Annotated in this window: 11 protein-coding genes; all 11 read right to left on the bottom strand. The window is 45.2% G+C overall.

The features are described from left to right. Window positions 1-2: 2 nt before the first annotated feature. Complete coding sequence (gene tssJ, locus V2H77_RS08840; protein WP_341498500.1) at window positions 3-542, bottom strand: type VI secretion system lipoprotein TssJ; 540 nt, start codon at window positions 540-542, stop codon at window positions 3-5. Beyond that, window positions 520-1,608 (bottom strand): type VI secretion system baseplate subunit TssG, encoded by a 1,089-nt coding sequence (gene tssG, locus V2H77_RS08845; protein ID WP_341498501.1) that lies wholly within the window; start codon window positions 1,606-1,608, stop codon window positions 520-522. The genes tssJ and tssG overlap by 23 nt, the downstream gene beginning before the upstream one ends. Next, window positions 1,572-3,332, bottom strand: a complete 1,761-nt coding sequence (gene tssF / locus V2H77_RS08850) for a type VI secretion system baseplate subunit TssF (protein ID WP_341498502.1) — start codon at window positions 3,330-3,332, stop codon at window positions 1,572-1,574. Before tssF ends, tssG begins: the two co-directional genes overlap by 37 nt. Window positions 3,333-3,983: 651 nt before the next feature. After that, on the bottom strand, window positions 3,984-4,967 hold the full coding sequence (locus V2H77_RS08855; protein WP_341498503.1) for a T6SS immunity protein Tli4 family protein: 984 nt from the start codon (window positions 4,965-4,967) through the stop codon (window positions 3,984-3,986). Between the two features lie 230 nt (window positions 4,968-5,197). Then, window positions 5,198-6,304, bottom strand: a complete 1,107-nt coding sequence (locus tag V2H77_RS08860; RefSeq protein WP_341498504.1) for a T6SS immunity protein Tli4 family protein — start codon at window positions 6,302-6,304, stop codon at window positions 5,198-5,200. Further along, entirely contained in the window at window positions 6,297-7,910 is a 1,614-nt protein-coding gene (locus tag V2H77_RS08865; RefSeq protein ID WP_341498505.1) for an esterase/lipase family protein, read from the bottom strand. The genes V2H77_RS08860 and V2H77_RS08865 overlap by 8 nt, the downstream gene beginning before the upstream one ends. A 714-nt stretch (window positions 7,911-8,624) precedes the next feature. Then, complete coding sequence (locus V2H77_RS08870) at window positions 8,625-11,996, bottom strand: ImcF-related family protein (protein ID WP_341498506.1); 3,372 nt, start codon at window positions 11,994-11,996, stop codon at window positions 8,625-8,627. Next, on the bottom strand, window positions 11,993-13,111 hold the full coding sequence (locus V2H77_RS08875) for a hypothetical protein (RefSeq protein ID WP_341498507.1): 1,119 nt from the start codon (window positions 13,109-13,111) through the stop codon (window positions 11,993-11,995). The genes V2H77_RS08870 and V2H77_RS08875 overlap by 4 nt, the downstream gene beginning before the upstream one ends. After that, the gene (locus V2H77_RS08880; protein ID WP_341498508.1) at window positions 13,108-13,314 is read right to left on the bottom strand and encodes a hypothetical protein; all 207 of its coding nucleotides are present in this window, start codon (window positions 13,312-13,314) and stop codon (window positions 13,108-13,110) included. Before V2H77_RS08880 ends, V2H77_RS08875 begins: the two co-directional genes overlap by 4 nt. A gap of 338 nt (window positions 13,315-13,652) precedes the next feature. Beyond that, complete coding sequence (locus V2H77_RS08885; RefSeq protein ID WP_341498509.1) at window positions 13,653-14,759, bottom strand: T6SS immunity protein Tli4 family protein; 1,107 nt, start codon at window positions 14,757-14,759, stop codon at window positions 13,653-13,655. Between the two features lie 121 nt (window positions 14,760-14,880). Beyond that, the coding region (locus tag V2H77_RS08890) for a T6SS immunity protein Tli4 family protein (RefSeq protein WP_341498510.1) at window positions 14,881-15,347 on the bottom strand (467 nt) is incomplete at its 5' end.

Genomic DNA, 15,347 nt, shown 5'->3' on the forward strand with positions numbered 1-15,347 from the left:
ACTCACTCCTTTTCAGACAACAAGGTCAAGCCGCTGGCATTGAGCTCGATAATACGAGGCCCATCCGGTAACAACTCATTGCGTTTTATGATCCGACGCCAAGTCCCCTTGGCTAAATCGGGGTTTCTGAACAGCCCCACCACCGCGACATATTTCGCCTGCGCCGCCATCGGTATATCAAGAGAAGCATGACCACCCGGTTTCACCACCACCTCCTGACTCGCCAGATAATCAGCGCTCAGCATCCGGTCGCCGTTATCCAACAAATCCGCATAATCCGCCTTTTCTATGGCTTTGTTATCCCGTAACTGATAAACCCGAACCAATGCCGGGACGGACAGCGCAACACTTTCTCCCGCGTCAGTATTGACCGCCGCCCGTGGAATAAAATCCAGATGCAACATTTTCACCTGCTTATGAAAAAGGGATCGGGCGGCCGCTGCCGTGCCATCAGTCACGGTCTGAGTCAAACCACAGCCTGTCAGCAGTAACGTTATCGCCGCTATCGTCGGCACAATTTTATAAAAAGGGATAGTTAACATAATCTCCTCCTTTGTCTTGATTACTGTCTGGCGGTATCCCCTGATAATCCCCCAAATTCACCGTAATCTTGTCAGGCAGTGCCGCCTGACGATCTTCAACTTTTAAACCTAATACCCCCGTCAGCCCTAACTGAACAGGCTGACCACCCAGTATCGGCGGCGGTAATATTCGGGTCGGCAGAGTCAGTTGCAATCTGGCTTGGTATCGCCAGCCCAGATAAACCCGCAATAACACCAAAAAATCGGCATGCAACTGCCCGCCCGGCAACCAACCCCGCGCTTCATTCGGGCATTCGGTATATAGCGCCAGCAATAACTGACTATTGATATCAATGCCCATTCTGCCTAGCACGGTACGCTGCGAGAGGGAGATTCGGTGAGTATCTGAAAGATTCGCCGGTTGCATTAGATGGATCTGCCGTGGGCAAGAAGGCGTCACCACGATCCGGGTTTGCGGCGCCAACAATGCCACCAGCGCCGATACGCCTTCAGCGGTTCGCGTTGGCAGGCGCATAACGCTGAGCAGCGCCAAAAAACGGGACATCGGCGTAGCAATATGTTGCTGACTACCCGGTATCCCTAAACCAATCAGCCCGAGCAGACATTGGGACGTTCTATCGGTTCCTCCGGTAGCAAACGTTGCCGGATAGGAGTATTTACGCCAGATACGGTAAAACTGGGTGAACATCCGGTGGTTAAAAATATCCAGAAAGGCTTCGATGGTTTCATTCCCTTCCCTTTGCTGAGCGATATCATTCAGGTAAGCGGTCGGCAACAAAGAATCCACTCCATACAACCCCATAAACGTTGTTCTGACCGTCGGTGGATACTCTGGATGTTCATTGTCAGTTTCTATCGCTTTCAGTTCACTGGGGGGAAATCCCAAACCGGGATGAGGCCGCAAACGTATCGCATCATCAGCCGGATTTTCCGTACTACCCATTGGCGGTCGATCAGGGACTGCAAGTTCAATAATCTGACAGAATTGGTAGAAATCGAGGGTTGAAATGTCCGATTCCAGCATTGCCATCAACCGGGAATGTTTTGACAGTGTTGTTCTTCCCATAACAGTCGTTCCCCCGTAGGTTGTAAAATCAGCGTAAGTCGGTTAAACAGATGAATATCGGTATACAAGGCAAAAAAGCGGCTGAGCATTTCACCAAACAAGCTGATATCACCGGTGCCTGCAAAGCCGTTGCTATCCAGCGTCACTTCGATGTGCACGCCTCGCCGCAAACATCCCTGTTCAAATCGCTCAATCAGCGAATGCTTCACTGCGACAATCGCCTCCAGCCGGCGATAGTTCATCTCATTATCGGTCCAGTCATACAGGGCTAACGTCCCGCGTAGCACTTCCGGGTTATCCATCATGCTAAGAAAATTAGAACCAAGATGGCTGAGCACTCGCCAGTGAAAACGGTCCCGATTGGGCGGATAGCAGGGTAATGTCGGTTCACACAGGTTACGTACCGTAAATTCAGCTAGTGGAGGATTAACGGCGATATCCAACAGCGAATCCTGCAATGCCCTACGAGGCAGTTGACCATTAGTGCCGGTCAGCGTGAGTGACAGAATCTCTTCTTGATACAGTTCTTCATCATCAAAATCCGCTCCACCCAGAATAATCCAGGTGTCACACAAACCTGACGGCCCTCGTTTCACACGGGTATGGTAGTAGCACTCCGGCGCATCATGGCGCAGCATGCCGCCTTTATGACGGAAACTACCGAACGGCACATACCGATGGCCCTCGCGTTTCGAAGAGGACACCTCATCCACGGAATAAACCTCGGTATGCCCGTCCTGAATACGGACCGGACACAGCAAATACTCAGTTTGCAATGGCGACAATTGCAGCGGATCGGATTCCAACCGAAACAGGTTAATCACCGGGGTACAGTGCAAGCGGATATGCTCGGCAGAAAATGGCAAATCAAAGGGCCAACTTTCACGCAGAACCACATCCAGCTCAAACCACGGCGTTCTCTCAGGGAGAGTCAACTTTTCCAACCCGCAGAGCGCAACAAACATAAACTTTTCACGGAAGGTGAAATACTCCAGCAGCAGTTGATAACCACTGAACGAACTTTCCCCTTTCGGCCATAACCGTTCCTCTTCCCCAAATCCCATTGGTGAGAATCGGCCGTCAAATGGCTGACGATCCGGCTGACCGGGTAAACGCAGGTAAAGTTGTTGCGTTTGCAGCGTAAACGCTCGATGTAACGCACAGGCCAGCGGGCTGTCGGCACTGAGATACAGCGGTAAACGGCTCAAATCAATTTGGTTCCAGTCCACCAGTGTCCCACAGCCAAAACGCAATCGAATAACAGAACGTCCATTCGGCTCCTCTTGCAAGGAAGCGTCGGTCAGCGCCAGAGGCAGCAACTGAACCGGCTGCGTCGTGGTATAACGACATTGGGTCTTGCTTGGGCCGATCGGTTGCGAGAGGATCTCAAAGCCCTTTTTCACCTGTACCGGACTTTTCAATCTTGCCCAATCCATCCCCAATTCAACAATGGAAAGGGACGGAATCGTGCGTAGGTAATGCGGCCACAACAAACTGACCAGCCCTTCCGTAAACTCCGGCAAATCATCATCCAGCTTCTCACGCAGACGCCCGATCATAAAGGCAAAGCCTTCAAACAGACGCTCCACAAAAGGATCGCGCATACCGATTTTATCCAGATTAAGCGCGGCCGCCCGGTCAGGATGAGCCTTAGCAAACTCTCTGCCCGCCTCACGTAAGTAGCGCATTTCTGCCTCATAATAGCGCAGGGTTAAATCATCCATAGGATGGTCCTCCAAAAGAATTATTAAAAAATACCGTTTCCCGTTCAGAATAAATAATAAGAAGGGAAGTAACATATTAGAGAAAAATAGCTATAGTCTGATATCACCTAAAAAAACAATGCCAGACATAACGACATTCTCTATTTTATTGCCAACGCAATCACGCAATAAGCAATTGATATTCAAAGGCAATATTTCATATCGAAATACCTTACCATTGATTTTTAAATTATTATCTCAACCAAAATGGCGACACAAAATGGTCATATAAATAAACAAACAACATGTTAGTGAAAAAGCCCACACCGGCAATCAAGATACTCATCAATAGAACGCCAGGAATCAAAAAAAACACAATTTTATATTTCCCCCATCCTCCACGTTTAATTATCCGACGAATGATAAGTATATACCCAATGGATTTCAAGATGCATCGCGACGGCAAGGGAGCGAATCCCCGGGAGCATAGATAACTATGTGACCGGGGTGAGTGAGTGCAGCCAACAAAGAGGCAACTTGAAAGATAACGGGTATATCAATAACCAATATTGCCGGACTAAACATCAATATATAAAGAAAAAAACCATTAGCGATAAAATCCAGAGCACATTGAACCTCCAATTAATTACTTAAAACACTATCACTTTATCACTATTCGAAAGCTCCCGGTCTTTTACGAAAAGTTTTCGTTATTGCCTCCCAAAACATGATCAATTCATCTTCGGTATATGGCGTTGCCGGTAACTGGTAATTCATTAATATAACACCAACACCGACGTTTTTATCATCCAATGCCATATCATTTGCAATAAAATCAAATCGATACCGAGGATTATTGTCAAAAGACTGTAGACCTACTGCTAACAACTCCTCCCCATAAATACCATTTATCTCTCTTTCCCCCTTTCTTATTATCTGGCCATAGTTAATGAACCAATCCCTCTCAATTTCACTAATACGTTCAAGTAAAATCCCTTCCCCTTTAAAGTCATTAATGATTGCAACACTAAATGTAAAATTACTATCCTGATTTCCTTGATAGACAAACAACATATTCTCTTTATCATTATCATGACCGGCAATAAAACCGTCAGGGATACAGATTCCTGCTTCTGTCGGAATATCGCTATCCTTTCTGCCACTGATTCTGGCAATTAGCCTTTGCATTTTGTCCAGAGTTTGAGACAGCATTTTATATTGGTTTTCATGCAATCCAGATTTTATATAACGGTCACGTGAATAGCTGTATTTATCATCTGATATTTCTGTAAACTTCATCTCTATCATAAAAGCAACCCCATTATCATATAAATGGGCTTCTAATATTCGGGAAAATCCGGGTTCGCTGATATTTTGATTTCTATCAAAAATCACGCCATATAAGTTTCCCTGGAGATGATGGGCCTTTTTTAAAAAGGGCAGATCTTTCAGATCGGTAGTTTTAGTCGTCCTTAATTTTTGCTCTCTTATCTCTATCCGCTGTTCAAATGCGGATAAATGCATACGCTTGGTTTCTATTTTTGCATCGCCAATATATATCTCATTATTGATGATGTTTTCAAATACTAAAGGAATATCAATCAGATAATGCCCGATACAACGCGTCGGCATATTAGTTAATATTTCAGTTTTCATTTCATTTTCCTTCTTAAGTTAAAACAGGATAATAATGGGCAGGGAAATATCACCGCCACAAGGCATAAATTGCTACGATAGTGAATAAAACCAATCATCTTCTTTTTACTGATATTTACCGCCTGCACTATTTTAACAACTGAATGTAAATCAGTATTCGTGCTTGTTTCTCTGTCTTCATCCTGATGGTTAATCCTTATATCCCTATAAGGGGTTTTATTTGAAGCGTATTATTGCCGTTTAAAAGCTCCGGGTCTTTTACGAAAAGTATTCGTTACCGCATCCCAAAACGTTATCAGTTCATTTTCACTGTACGGCGTTGCAGATAACCTGTCATTCCCTAGATCAATAGCAACAAAAGGGTTCTTATAATCCCCGGCAGTTTCATTAGCAATTAAACTAAATGCATATCCAGGAATTTTGGTTTCTGGTTCATCAACTTTTTTTATCGGAGCAGTTGTTAAAACTTCTTCCGTATAAGTGCCATTAATTTCCCGTTTCCCTTTTCTTATCATCTTAGCATGCACGGCCAAAAACATACCTTCCATTCCCCTCAGACGCTCTAATAGATGGTCTTTTTCTTGAAGATAATTTAGTATTTCAACACTGAAAGTAAAATGATCATCCTTATTTCTCTGATAGACAAAAGTGATTCTCTCTTTCTCATAACGGCTGCCAGCAATAAAACCATCAGGAATGCAAGTACCTGCCTCCGTGGGTATTTCCGTATCCTTTCTGCCACTGATTCTGGATAATAAATCCCTCATTTTCATCATCGTTCTATCTGTGGTATTCAATTTATCCTCAGAAAAACCAGCCTTGATATAACTTTCCCTATCACTCGCATACTTAGCATCAGACAAATCTGTTATCTTCATTATAATTTTAAATGCAACACCATTGTCGTATAAATGTGCTTCCAGCACCCGACCAAAACCGGGCTCATCAATATCTTCATTCCTATCGAAAATTACACCAGTTTGCTCCCCTTGTAAGCAATAGATTTTTTTCAAAAACGGCATATCTTTAGAGTCAATAGTTTTAGCCTCCTTTAGCTCCTGCTCTCTTAGCCGTATCCGCTGTTTAAATGCAGGTGGATATAAACGCTCGGTTTCTATTTGTGCATCACCGATAAATATCCCGTCATGAATAACATTGTCAAATCCAGCAGGAAGATCTATCAAATAACGGCCCACACAACGGGGCTGCATATTCGCTAACATTTCAGTTGTCACTTTTTTTTCCTTTTCAGTTAAAATCGGGTAATAAAATATAGGCATATACCACCACAAGGTACAAATAACCGCTAAAGTCAGTAAGGTCGTTTTCCTATTCAATTTTCACCGCCTGCACCATCTTCACAATTGAGCGTAAGGTGAATAACCGGGCAAACGTCTCTTTCGTCCCGTTTGCCTCTTTATATGCGCCTTCATGGTCGACTTCTGTTGCCAGCAAGCTGCGTAAATATCTGGCTGAAATACGGCCAGACTGTACCGGCACCGTCCCATCTCCCGGATCTTTGGGCGGCGCCAGCTTAAAAGTTTTCGCCGCAATATCCTGAAAAGAAGGGCCAACAGAAAACTGCACCATACGGCTTTTGCCCATCTCCAGGTTATAAGGATCGTATATCGGCCGATCAAATGTCAGGCCGGAATAATCTTCCGTTTTATTGTAATAATCCTTACTGGCTTCTTGCCAGGAGATAACTCCATAGGATAAATGTTTCTCGCTGGCGCCATAAAAGGCATAAGTATTCGAGTGATACTTACCAGTTAACTCTTCAATAAATGGCCTAACTTTTTTCCTTATAATATGTGTATAATTTTCCCAACTTTCATTATCTTTCCACTTATCTTTTTTATCCGGGTTTAAAAACCGGGTTTCACATAATCCCCACCAGCGCTCCTTTTCCAGATAAATTTCTTCATACGGATCTAATTTCGGCAATTTATGCGTCATTTTACCATCAGCGATATGTAACCAGCCTCTACCATACTCCTTTCCCGGCAGAAGCTGTAATGGGCCGGGAGACTGCGCCAGCACCGGAGTCATATCTTCACCATCGTAACCCACAACCAGTCCGGTCATGCCATCCTCACCGGTTTTCATCCTTTTATAGGTGGTCGGGGCCCCCGTATCAGGCATCACCCCATGCACAATGCCTAAAATTTTATCTTTGCCATTCAGCAGTTCTGAATAATAACGAGCAACCAGCCCTCCCATTGAATGAGTAACTAAAATCACCTTTTTAGTTGCACACCGTTTACCATAAAAAGCTAAAACCTCATCCACATATTGCTTCAACCTCTTGGCAGACGCCTTATTAGATTGCAACCAGTTATAGCCCATCACATGAACCGGGTAGAGAAAATCATAACTATGGTCAACCTCGGCCTCGGTCAGCGGCTCTTCCCCCCACTCCGCATTCAGGTTCATATCAACCATACGTTGCCGAAGGGTTTTTTTATCCTTCCCTGCCAGACAGTACTCAAAGGCCAGACGCTCATCATCCAACACCGCTTGAAGCCAGGGCAGGAAAGCGCCATAGCTCATATGGGCTATCTCCCCCCAACCGCGCTGCTTGCAAGTCTGGAATTTATTCTTCTCAGTGTGATCAGGCGTGATATCCCCGGAATCATCAACTTCTGTATTACTAGGATCTAGTGTATCTTTCCTATAAGAGGCTCCTCTGCACGTCCAAACTAAAACATCAAGATTCCATATCCCATTTAGCCGCCAGACCGACTTACCCTCTTTTGATTTTAAATTACTCCCCATCACCCCCGGCAGAAAAATCACCGGGATCACTTTAGTCGCATATTTCAAACACGTCGCCACCAGATTTTCTTCAATTCTGGCATTCGGCACGTTGTAATAAGGGAGGCCCAGTTCATCATATTCAGGATGAAGATAAATCTCATTTTCCTTCGGTTCACTCATCATTTACTCCTCATCTTTTATTTACAAGTGACCAACTTCCACCCTAACCTGTTTTTACCAGAGGGCTTTTTCCATTCTGTACGGTTGATCATCCGTTCGAATCAACGATATTTACACAGGCAACTCATCTCTGTCGCAATACATCAATGCATGAACAAGATGAGCGATTGCTGAATTTTCTTATCCTCCCGGCGGGTGCTTATAAAAATCAACTCTTTTTTTCAAAAAAATACGATTTTTAATGCATCCCCCCTTTGCACCGCCGATATAACAGCATATCGAATAAAATATTTAAGCTTCATGACAATAACATGACATTGATTGACAAAAGTAAACTGACATTGATTGCCATAAAATGAAGACGACCTGAATACGCTGTTATAATCATACCCCTATATAACAATGTCTATTTTCATTTTATTCAATAGATTACACCTATCTCAATCTCATTACTCCTTTTTAAATCTCATTCATCCCATCACGATAAAGAAGAATAACTCTCAGTCATGCCATGCAAATAATAAGATAGCCAATAACATCAATAAGACTGCATAGCAATATTCCCTCTTCACTGAGAAAAGTATAATCACAGATCTCCCCCATATAGCCAAATATCTTCATCGGAATATCTGTAGTGATATTTATCCTAACAGCGATTTCGTTAACGAAAACAGTTAACAATTACGCTATTTTCTGATTTATCCCCAACAGCATGCATTATTCCATTATCAGGTCATCATCATTCATCGCCGCTATTGCCGTATGATTACCCGGTTTCACCACAAAGATATTTTTCGGCAATTTAAATCCGCGCAGTTTTAATAATGCCAGCGGCCCTTCGCCCAGTTCTGTGCGCAAAATCCAGGTCAACGGTAAACCATCCGGGGCCGTAAATATCAGTCGGTAACGGCTTTCATCCAGCTTTTCCACTTTAGCCTGCGCCAACCAGCGGATCAGCCCCCAGTTCCCCTGATAATCACCGAATAACCTTGCCCCGGCATTGACACTGGTCCAGGTCAGCATCGCGCCCGGTTTATAGGTCTCTCCCGGCCAGCGAAAACTCTGCCAGCTTTCCATCTGGTTAAAATAACGCAGTTTCTGCCCGTCTATCGTCAGGTCGGTTTCCACCACATCCCACACCGCTCTGGCCCGCAGTTCAAACCGCAATCCCTGACTGCCATCGGCAAACAACAGGTCCGATAACTGGCTGAGCTGATTTATCGCCTTTAGAAAATTCGGGTTAATCTGCACGCCCTGACCATTCACTTCATCCACCACCCATTGGTTGCCTGCTTTATGCAGTATCCCGCCTAACTGACGTGTCAAAAACTGCTCTATCCGCCCCGAATCCGACCGAATAAATTGGCCCAACATCGGCAATGAAATTTCACTCTCGCCGCCGGCAAACGGATAACGGCCCGCAAAGGCCCGATTCCAGTTGTCCACTATCGCTCTCTGCCACTGGCTATTCAGATTCGCCGCCGCCGGTTTCAATACCCCCTGCCACGCCTGCGCTAACGGCTCGACAAACAACGTTTGACCAAAACCCCGCCATTGGCCGCCCAGACTGGCCGCTATCAGACGCCCGTAGCCCTGCGTATCCGTCAAATCAGTGCTTTTCCCTTCGAATACCGTCTTCGCCAGCGCATTCGCCATTGCCGGCGGGTCATCACTGTTGTTCATCTGTTGCAGTTTCAAACGCACTTCGGTTACACGAGTGAGAAAGGTTTGTAAATTCAAGGTGCTGTCGGTCTTCATTCCCCCGGCAACCTGATGTTCTCCCATCAGCGCCAGCAACGGCCCAAAGGTCTCATTCATCGGCCCATGCACGCCAGCCGTCTGTTGGTCAACCACCCCAGACGTTTTTTTATTCAACAACGTTTTGGCGGATTTCACCAACGAATCCGATAACGTCGGCCCCTGTTGCCCGGTCTCTCCCTGATAGGCCAGCGTGTTCATCAACGCAATCAGCGGAGACTGACGCCCATCCGCCATCAGGGTTAACTGGTCGATGACATCCGACAAGTTACGAGTTTTGTTCCAGCGCAGGCTGTTGAGAAAATCCTGCCACGCCCCGGCAAAATCGGTAAAGTAACGGGCGGTTAAACGGGCTTTCAGCTCCGCCGGCGATACCGCAGCCGAGACGGCCTGACGGTTATCACTCAGCACCCAGTCAATCGCCTCTTTACGTGAGGCCGCCGCCTCCGCTATCGCTTTTTGTATCCCGCCTTCCCACGCCTGACGGGTAAACATCCCCGGTATCACGTGAGAGGTGGTAAACAGCCGTTCAGCATCGGTGTCGCCGGTCATTTGTCTGAGTGTCAGGTCCGCATAATTTTTCTCTACTGATTGCAGCATCTGCTGGTAAAGCGCCGCTTCGGCATTGTGTTTACCTAGCTGGAGCAGCAACAACTGACGCACCTGTTTAACCAATGCCTTATCCGGGGTGATCCTCCATTCGGGATGCGCAGGCAGATTCTCCGCATAAAAACCCCACAAATCCCACGCCGTATCCAGCCAGACGCCGGGGGCGATACCGGCCCGCTCAGGTTCATTTTCATTCAGTATCCGGGTTAAAAATACGGCATCCACTTTTTCCGGCTGCGCCATCATCAGGTAGGCTTTTAACTGGTCATGACCGGCCTGCGCCCACTTAGCCCGCAACGGGCTGCCCGGCGGTAAATTCACCAGCGCGCTCAGTTTCGCATGCAGCACCGCGGCGGCTTTGTCCCGTATCAGGCGATTATTGGCCTGCGCATAATCGGGCAGCACTGTCGTCAATAGTTTCTGATTCTGACTCAAACCAAAACGCTCATACCACGGCACACCGTGTTCAGCCCGGTATTGCAGCCGATCCACCTCGTTACGCAGGTTTTTTAAGGCCATCAACTGGGCATCAGAACCTTCCGGGTGCGCTTTCAGGCCAGTGACCGCCGCCTGTACCACGGCTATCTGGTCACGGTTGGTGAAAAAGGAGAGCACCATGCCGGCACCCCATAACAAGCCCACCACCATCAGGCCGCGACAAACGGTTTGTGTACGGAGCATGCCAACCCGCCGGCCGTGAAAACGGCGACTGCCATCCAACACCCCCTGCCAGGCCGAATCGGGCAGCCAAATCTGCGGGAGACGAGTCGTCTGCGCCCTGAGCGGCAGACTGAACATCAGACCGCGCAGCGACACCACATCGCCATATTCCGCTAACCACGGCGTCAGGACCTGTTTCCAGTGCGCAATGCCCTGTTGCTTTAAGTTTGCTGACAAACGACAGAGAAAATCGTGGGCGGTCTTCTCCAGCAGTTGCTGCATCCCGCGTTCACGCAACGGGTCAACCAATTCTTGCAACTGTGTCGCCACGATATCCGGGGTACAGCGTTCAGGAAAAAAGCAGCCGACGGCCTGAGTAATACGGCCTTCCTGAGACCAGACGCTGTGACACACCTGCCACAGATAGACCGGAGCCTGCCAGCGCAACTGTTGGGCCTGTTTTTGCAACGTCCGCAGCGCTCTATCCATCCACACCGGTTGTGCGCTTTGGTGTTCGGTCAGCGCCCAGACAATGCCATTGAGCGGCCGGTAACGGCGCAAACGACGCAAGGCCATCAACTGAGCAGTATCCGGTTCCGCCTGCAAACTGCCGCCCCAGAGCAACAACGAGCGATACCCCTCCTGCCAATGTGCCGTAGTCAGCCCCGGCGCAATCGCTTCCACCTGCTCCGCTTCGCCCACCACCAGTAAAATGCGCACTTTATACCACCAGAACACCCCGTAACGCAGGCGCATGCGATCGCCTAAATCATTCAATATCAAAGCGGACTGGCTAGAGCGACCCGCTGTCCGCTCGATTTCAGGTCTGAGTTTTTTCTGATCTTTATTCTGCCGAATATGCCACCAGACAGCATTGCCAAATAAACCTATTAATAGGATCGGAAAAACTGTGGCGTAGGCATACCACGCGGATTTAAGCAGCCCCCGTTCCTCAAGTAATGTTTGATTTAAGTAGATCAACATGAGAAATATCCCGGCAAGGCTAAGGGTAATAAAAATATATCCTAAATAGCCATATTGGTGATGACGATTAACTTTCATTGATGTAATTCCTTAGTCATTAAATAGAGGCTGGCGCTGCCCTCAGGTAATTGACTGATAACGATCTGGTTGCTACCGGTCAGGCTAATTGCCTCAGTTAGCATGGCTGATGCCAAAAATATCGATAGCGGCCCCGGCGGACCAAAAGTATGATCGATTAAATGAACCGAATTTTCGGTGAAAAGATTAAACTCAGAGTCATGACTGTTAATAACCAGTTCAGTCAGAATATCATTCGAGATACCGGTTATCCAAAGGTGCCGCATGTTATTTTTATCAATACGGTTATATTCAAATAATATCTGTAAGTCTTTGATTATTTCTCCGGGTAATGAAGGTAATGTTCTTCCCATACCGGCAAGGACATTGAGTTTTTGCTGCGTGGCAAATTTTATCGACGAAAATAATTGAGCCGAAACAAATTCACTGTACGCTTTCTTATTGTTTGCAGCAGGCCAGCACTGGAATGCAATAACCATTATCAGCCCTTCAAAAGCCTCCTCATCGTATAATTTATCGATTTCATCTCGGTTTATTATTGATAAGGGGCTCATTTTCCACTGTTGATATATCGCAGACTCATAAGAAGCGTGATCGTCGGAAGCAATATAAATCTGGCGTAGAAGTAAACGATAACCCGGACACTGTTTTTCAAAATCCTGATCAATTTTAGCCAACAATTGCCGTCTATCGCTCGATGGCAAAGATAACGCCCGCCCTTGTTCAGGAAAAACAGGAATTTCTTTCGCATCACCTAATAGCGGCGCAATACCTTGTTGCTCAGGCGTCAGAATAATATTACCGATCACCGCCAGTTGTTTTCTGCTCCATTGCTGCCACTGGAAACGGGTTTCAGCACTGGCTTCTTCCCAAGCGTATGCTGCCGCACAATATTGCTCATAGCGATTTAATACCGCGCCAAATAACAGCAGCCACACCAGAAAGGACGGTAAGCTGCTATAAATCGCCGCGTGATAGAAATCGGTCGTGTCTTTTAGCACAGCGTAAATCAATGTGCCGATAATCAATATTAAAAGTAAAATGATAAACCATAATCGATAACGTAAAGGCGCCACGGCTTTAAGTTCCGGTATTTCAGGTATGGGCCAGCTCATAATAATAACTCGATATTATTCTGGAAAATGGCATCGAAAGCCGGGCAACAATAGTCATATATCGTCATTGAATGCATCCCCTGTTTCGCGTTTAAATAAAAAATCAGGCTACCGATTAATTTAACCGGTTTGTCTTTATCATAGAATGTTAAATCTGCCACGCTTACGATTCTACTTTGATCAGTGATATGACTGATAAACATAATTATCTCCTCATCCGTTTAGCCATATAAACCTATCCATACCATGAAGAAGATAAGGGAGCCACTCATTAATACAGCGGCAAAAATCAAGAATGACGCACGCCAGTATTTCTTATCTTTAATGCATTGCTTTATCCGACAAATGGCAGACACATCAAGCATCACAATTATCGGCCAAGTATATAATAATAGGAAAACATAGGCGAATAATACCAAGTCCCAAAAATCAAAACTAATCATATCGAACCCACTAACTGGTTATTTCTTTAAACATTTGGTTTCTCCTTACGCTGATGGTTAGCCCTTATATCCCTATAATGGGTTTTATTTGAAGCCTGTTATTGCCGTTTAAAAGCGCCGGGCCTTTTACGAAAAGAACTTGTTACCGCGTCCCAAAACGTTATCAGTTCATTTTCACTGTACGGCGTTGCAGATAACCGGTCATTTCTCAGATTAATTCTAACAAAAGGGTTCTTATAATCCCCGATTGTTTCATTGGCAATTAAAATAAATTCATATCCAGGAATTGTGGTTTCTGGTTCATCAATTTTTTTTGTCGAAGCGGTCGTTAAAACTTCCTCCGTATAAGTGCCATGAATTTCCCGTTTCCCTTTCCTTATTATCTTAGCATGCATGGCCAAAAACATACCTTCCATTCCCCTCAAACGCTCCAACAGATGGTCTTTCTCTTGAAGGTCATTCAATATTTCAACACTGAAAGTAAAATGATCACTTTCATTTCGCTTATAGACAAAAGTCATATTCTCTTGCTCATAACGGCTGCCGGTAATAAAACCATCAGGAATGCAGGTGCCTGCCTCCGTGGGTATTTCCGTATCTTTTCTGCCACTGATTCTGGATAATAAATCCCTCATTTCCATCATCGTTCTATCTGTGGTATTCAATTTATCCTCAGAAAAACCAGCCTTGATATAACTTTCCCTATCACTCGCATACTTAGCATCAGACAAATCTGTTATCTTCATTATAATTTTAAATGCAACACCATTGTCGTATAAATGTGCTTCCAGCACCCGGCCAAAACCGGGCTCATCAATATCTTCATTCCTATCGAAAATTACACCAGTTTGCTCCCCTTGTAAGCGATAGATTTTTTTCAAGAACGGCATATCTTTAGAATCAATAGTTTTAGCCTCCTTTAATTCCTGCTCTCTTAGCCGTATCCGCTGTTGAAATGCAAATGGATATAAACGCTCGGTTTTTATTTGTGAATCACCGATAAATATCCCATCATGAATAACATTGTCAAATCCAGCAGGAAGATCTATCAAATAACGGCCCACACAACGGGGCTGCATATTCGCTAACATTTCAGTTGTCACTTTCTTTTCCTTTTCAGTTAAAATTGGGTAATAAAATACCGGCATATACCACCACAAGGTACAAATAACCGCTAAAGTCAATAAGATCGTTTTCCTATTCAATTTTCACCGCCTGCACTGTTTTAATAACAGAACGTAAAATCGCTGTTCTCGTATCTGTTCGCTCTTCTCCACTTCGATTATTAACCCTTATATCCCTATAAGGGGTCTTATTTGAAATGTGTTATTGCCGTTTAAAAGCGCCGGGTCTTTTACGAAAAGAACTTGTTACCGCGTCCCAAAACGTTATCAGTTCATTTTCACTATACGGCGTTGCAGATAACCTGTCATTCATCAATTCGATATTAACAAAAGGATTTTTATAATCCCCAACCGTCTCATTTGCAACCAAATTAAATGCATATCCCGGGATTGTAACTTCCGGCTCATCGATGACTTTTGTCGGCATTTTTGCCAAAATTTCCTCCGTATAAGTGCCATGAATTTCCCGCTTCCCTTTCCTTATTAGCTTAGTATGCATAGCCAGTAATACACCTTCCATACTGGAAATACGATCTAACATATGGTCTTTCTCTTGAAGATCATTCAATATTTCAATACTAAAAGTAAAATGATCACTTTCATTTCGCTTATAGACAAAAGTCATATTCTCTTTCTCATCACGACTGCCGGTAATAAAACCATCAGGAA

Source organism: Photorhabdus sp. P32, assembly GCF_038085095.1.
Classification (GTDB): domain Bacteria; phylum Pseudomonadota; class Gammaproteobacteria; order Enterobacterales; family Enterobacteriaceae; genus Photorhabdus; species Photorhabdus luminescens.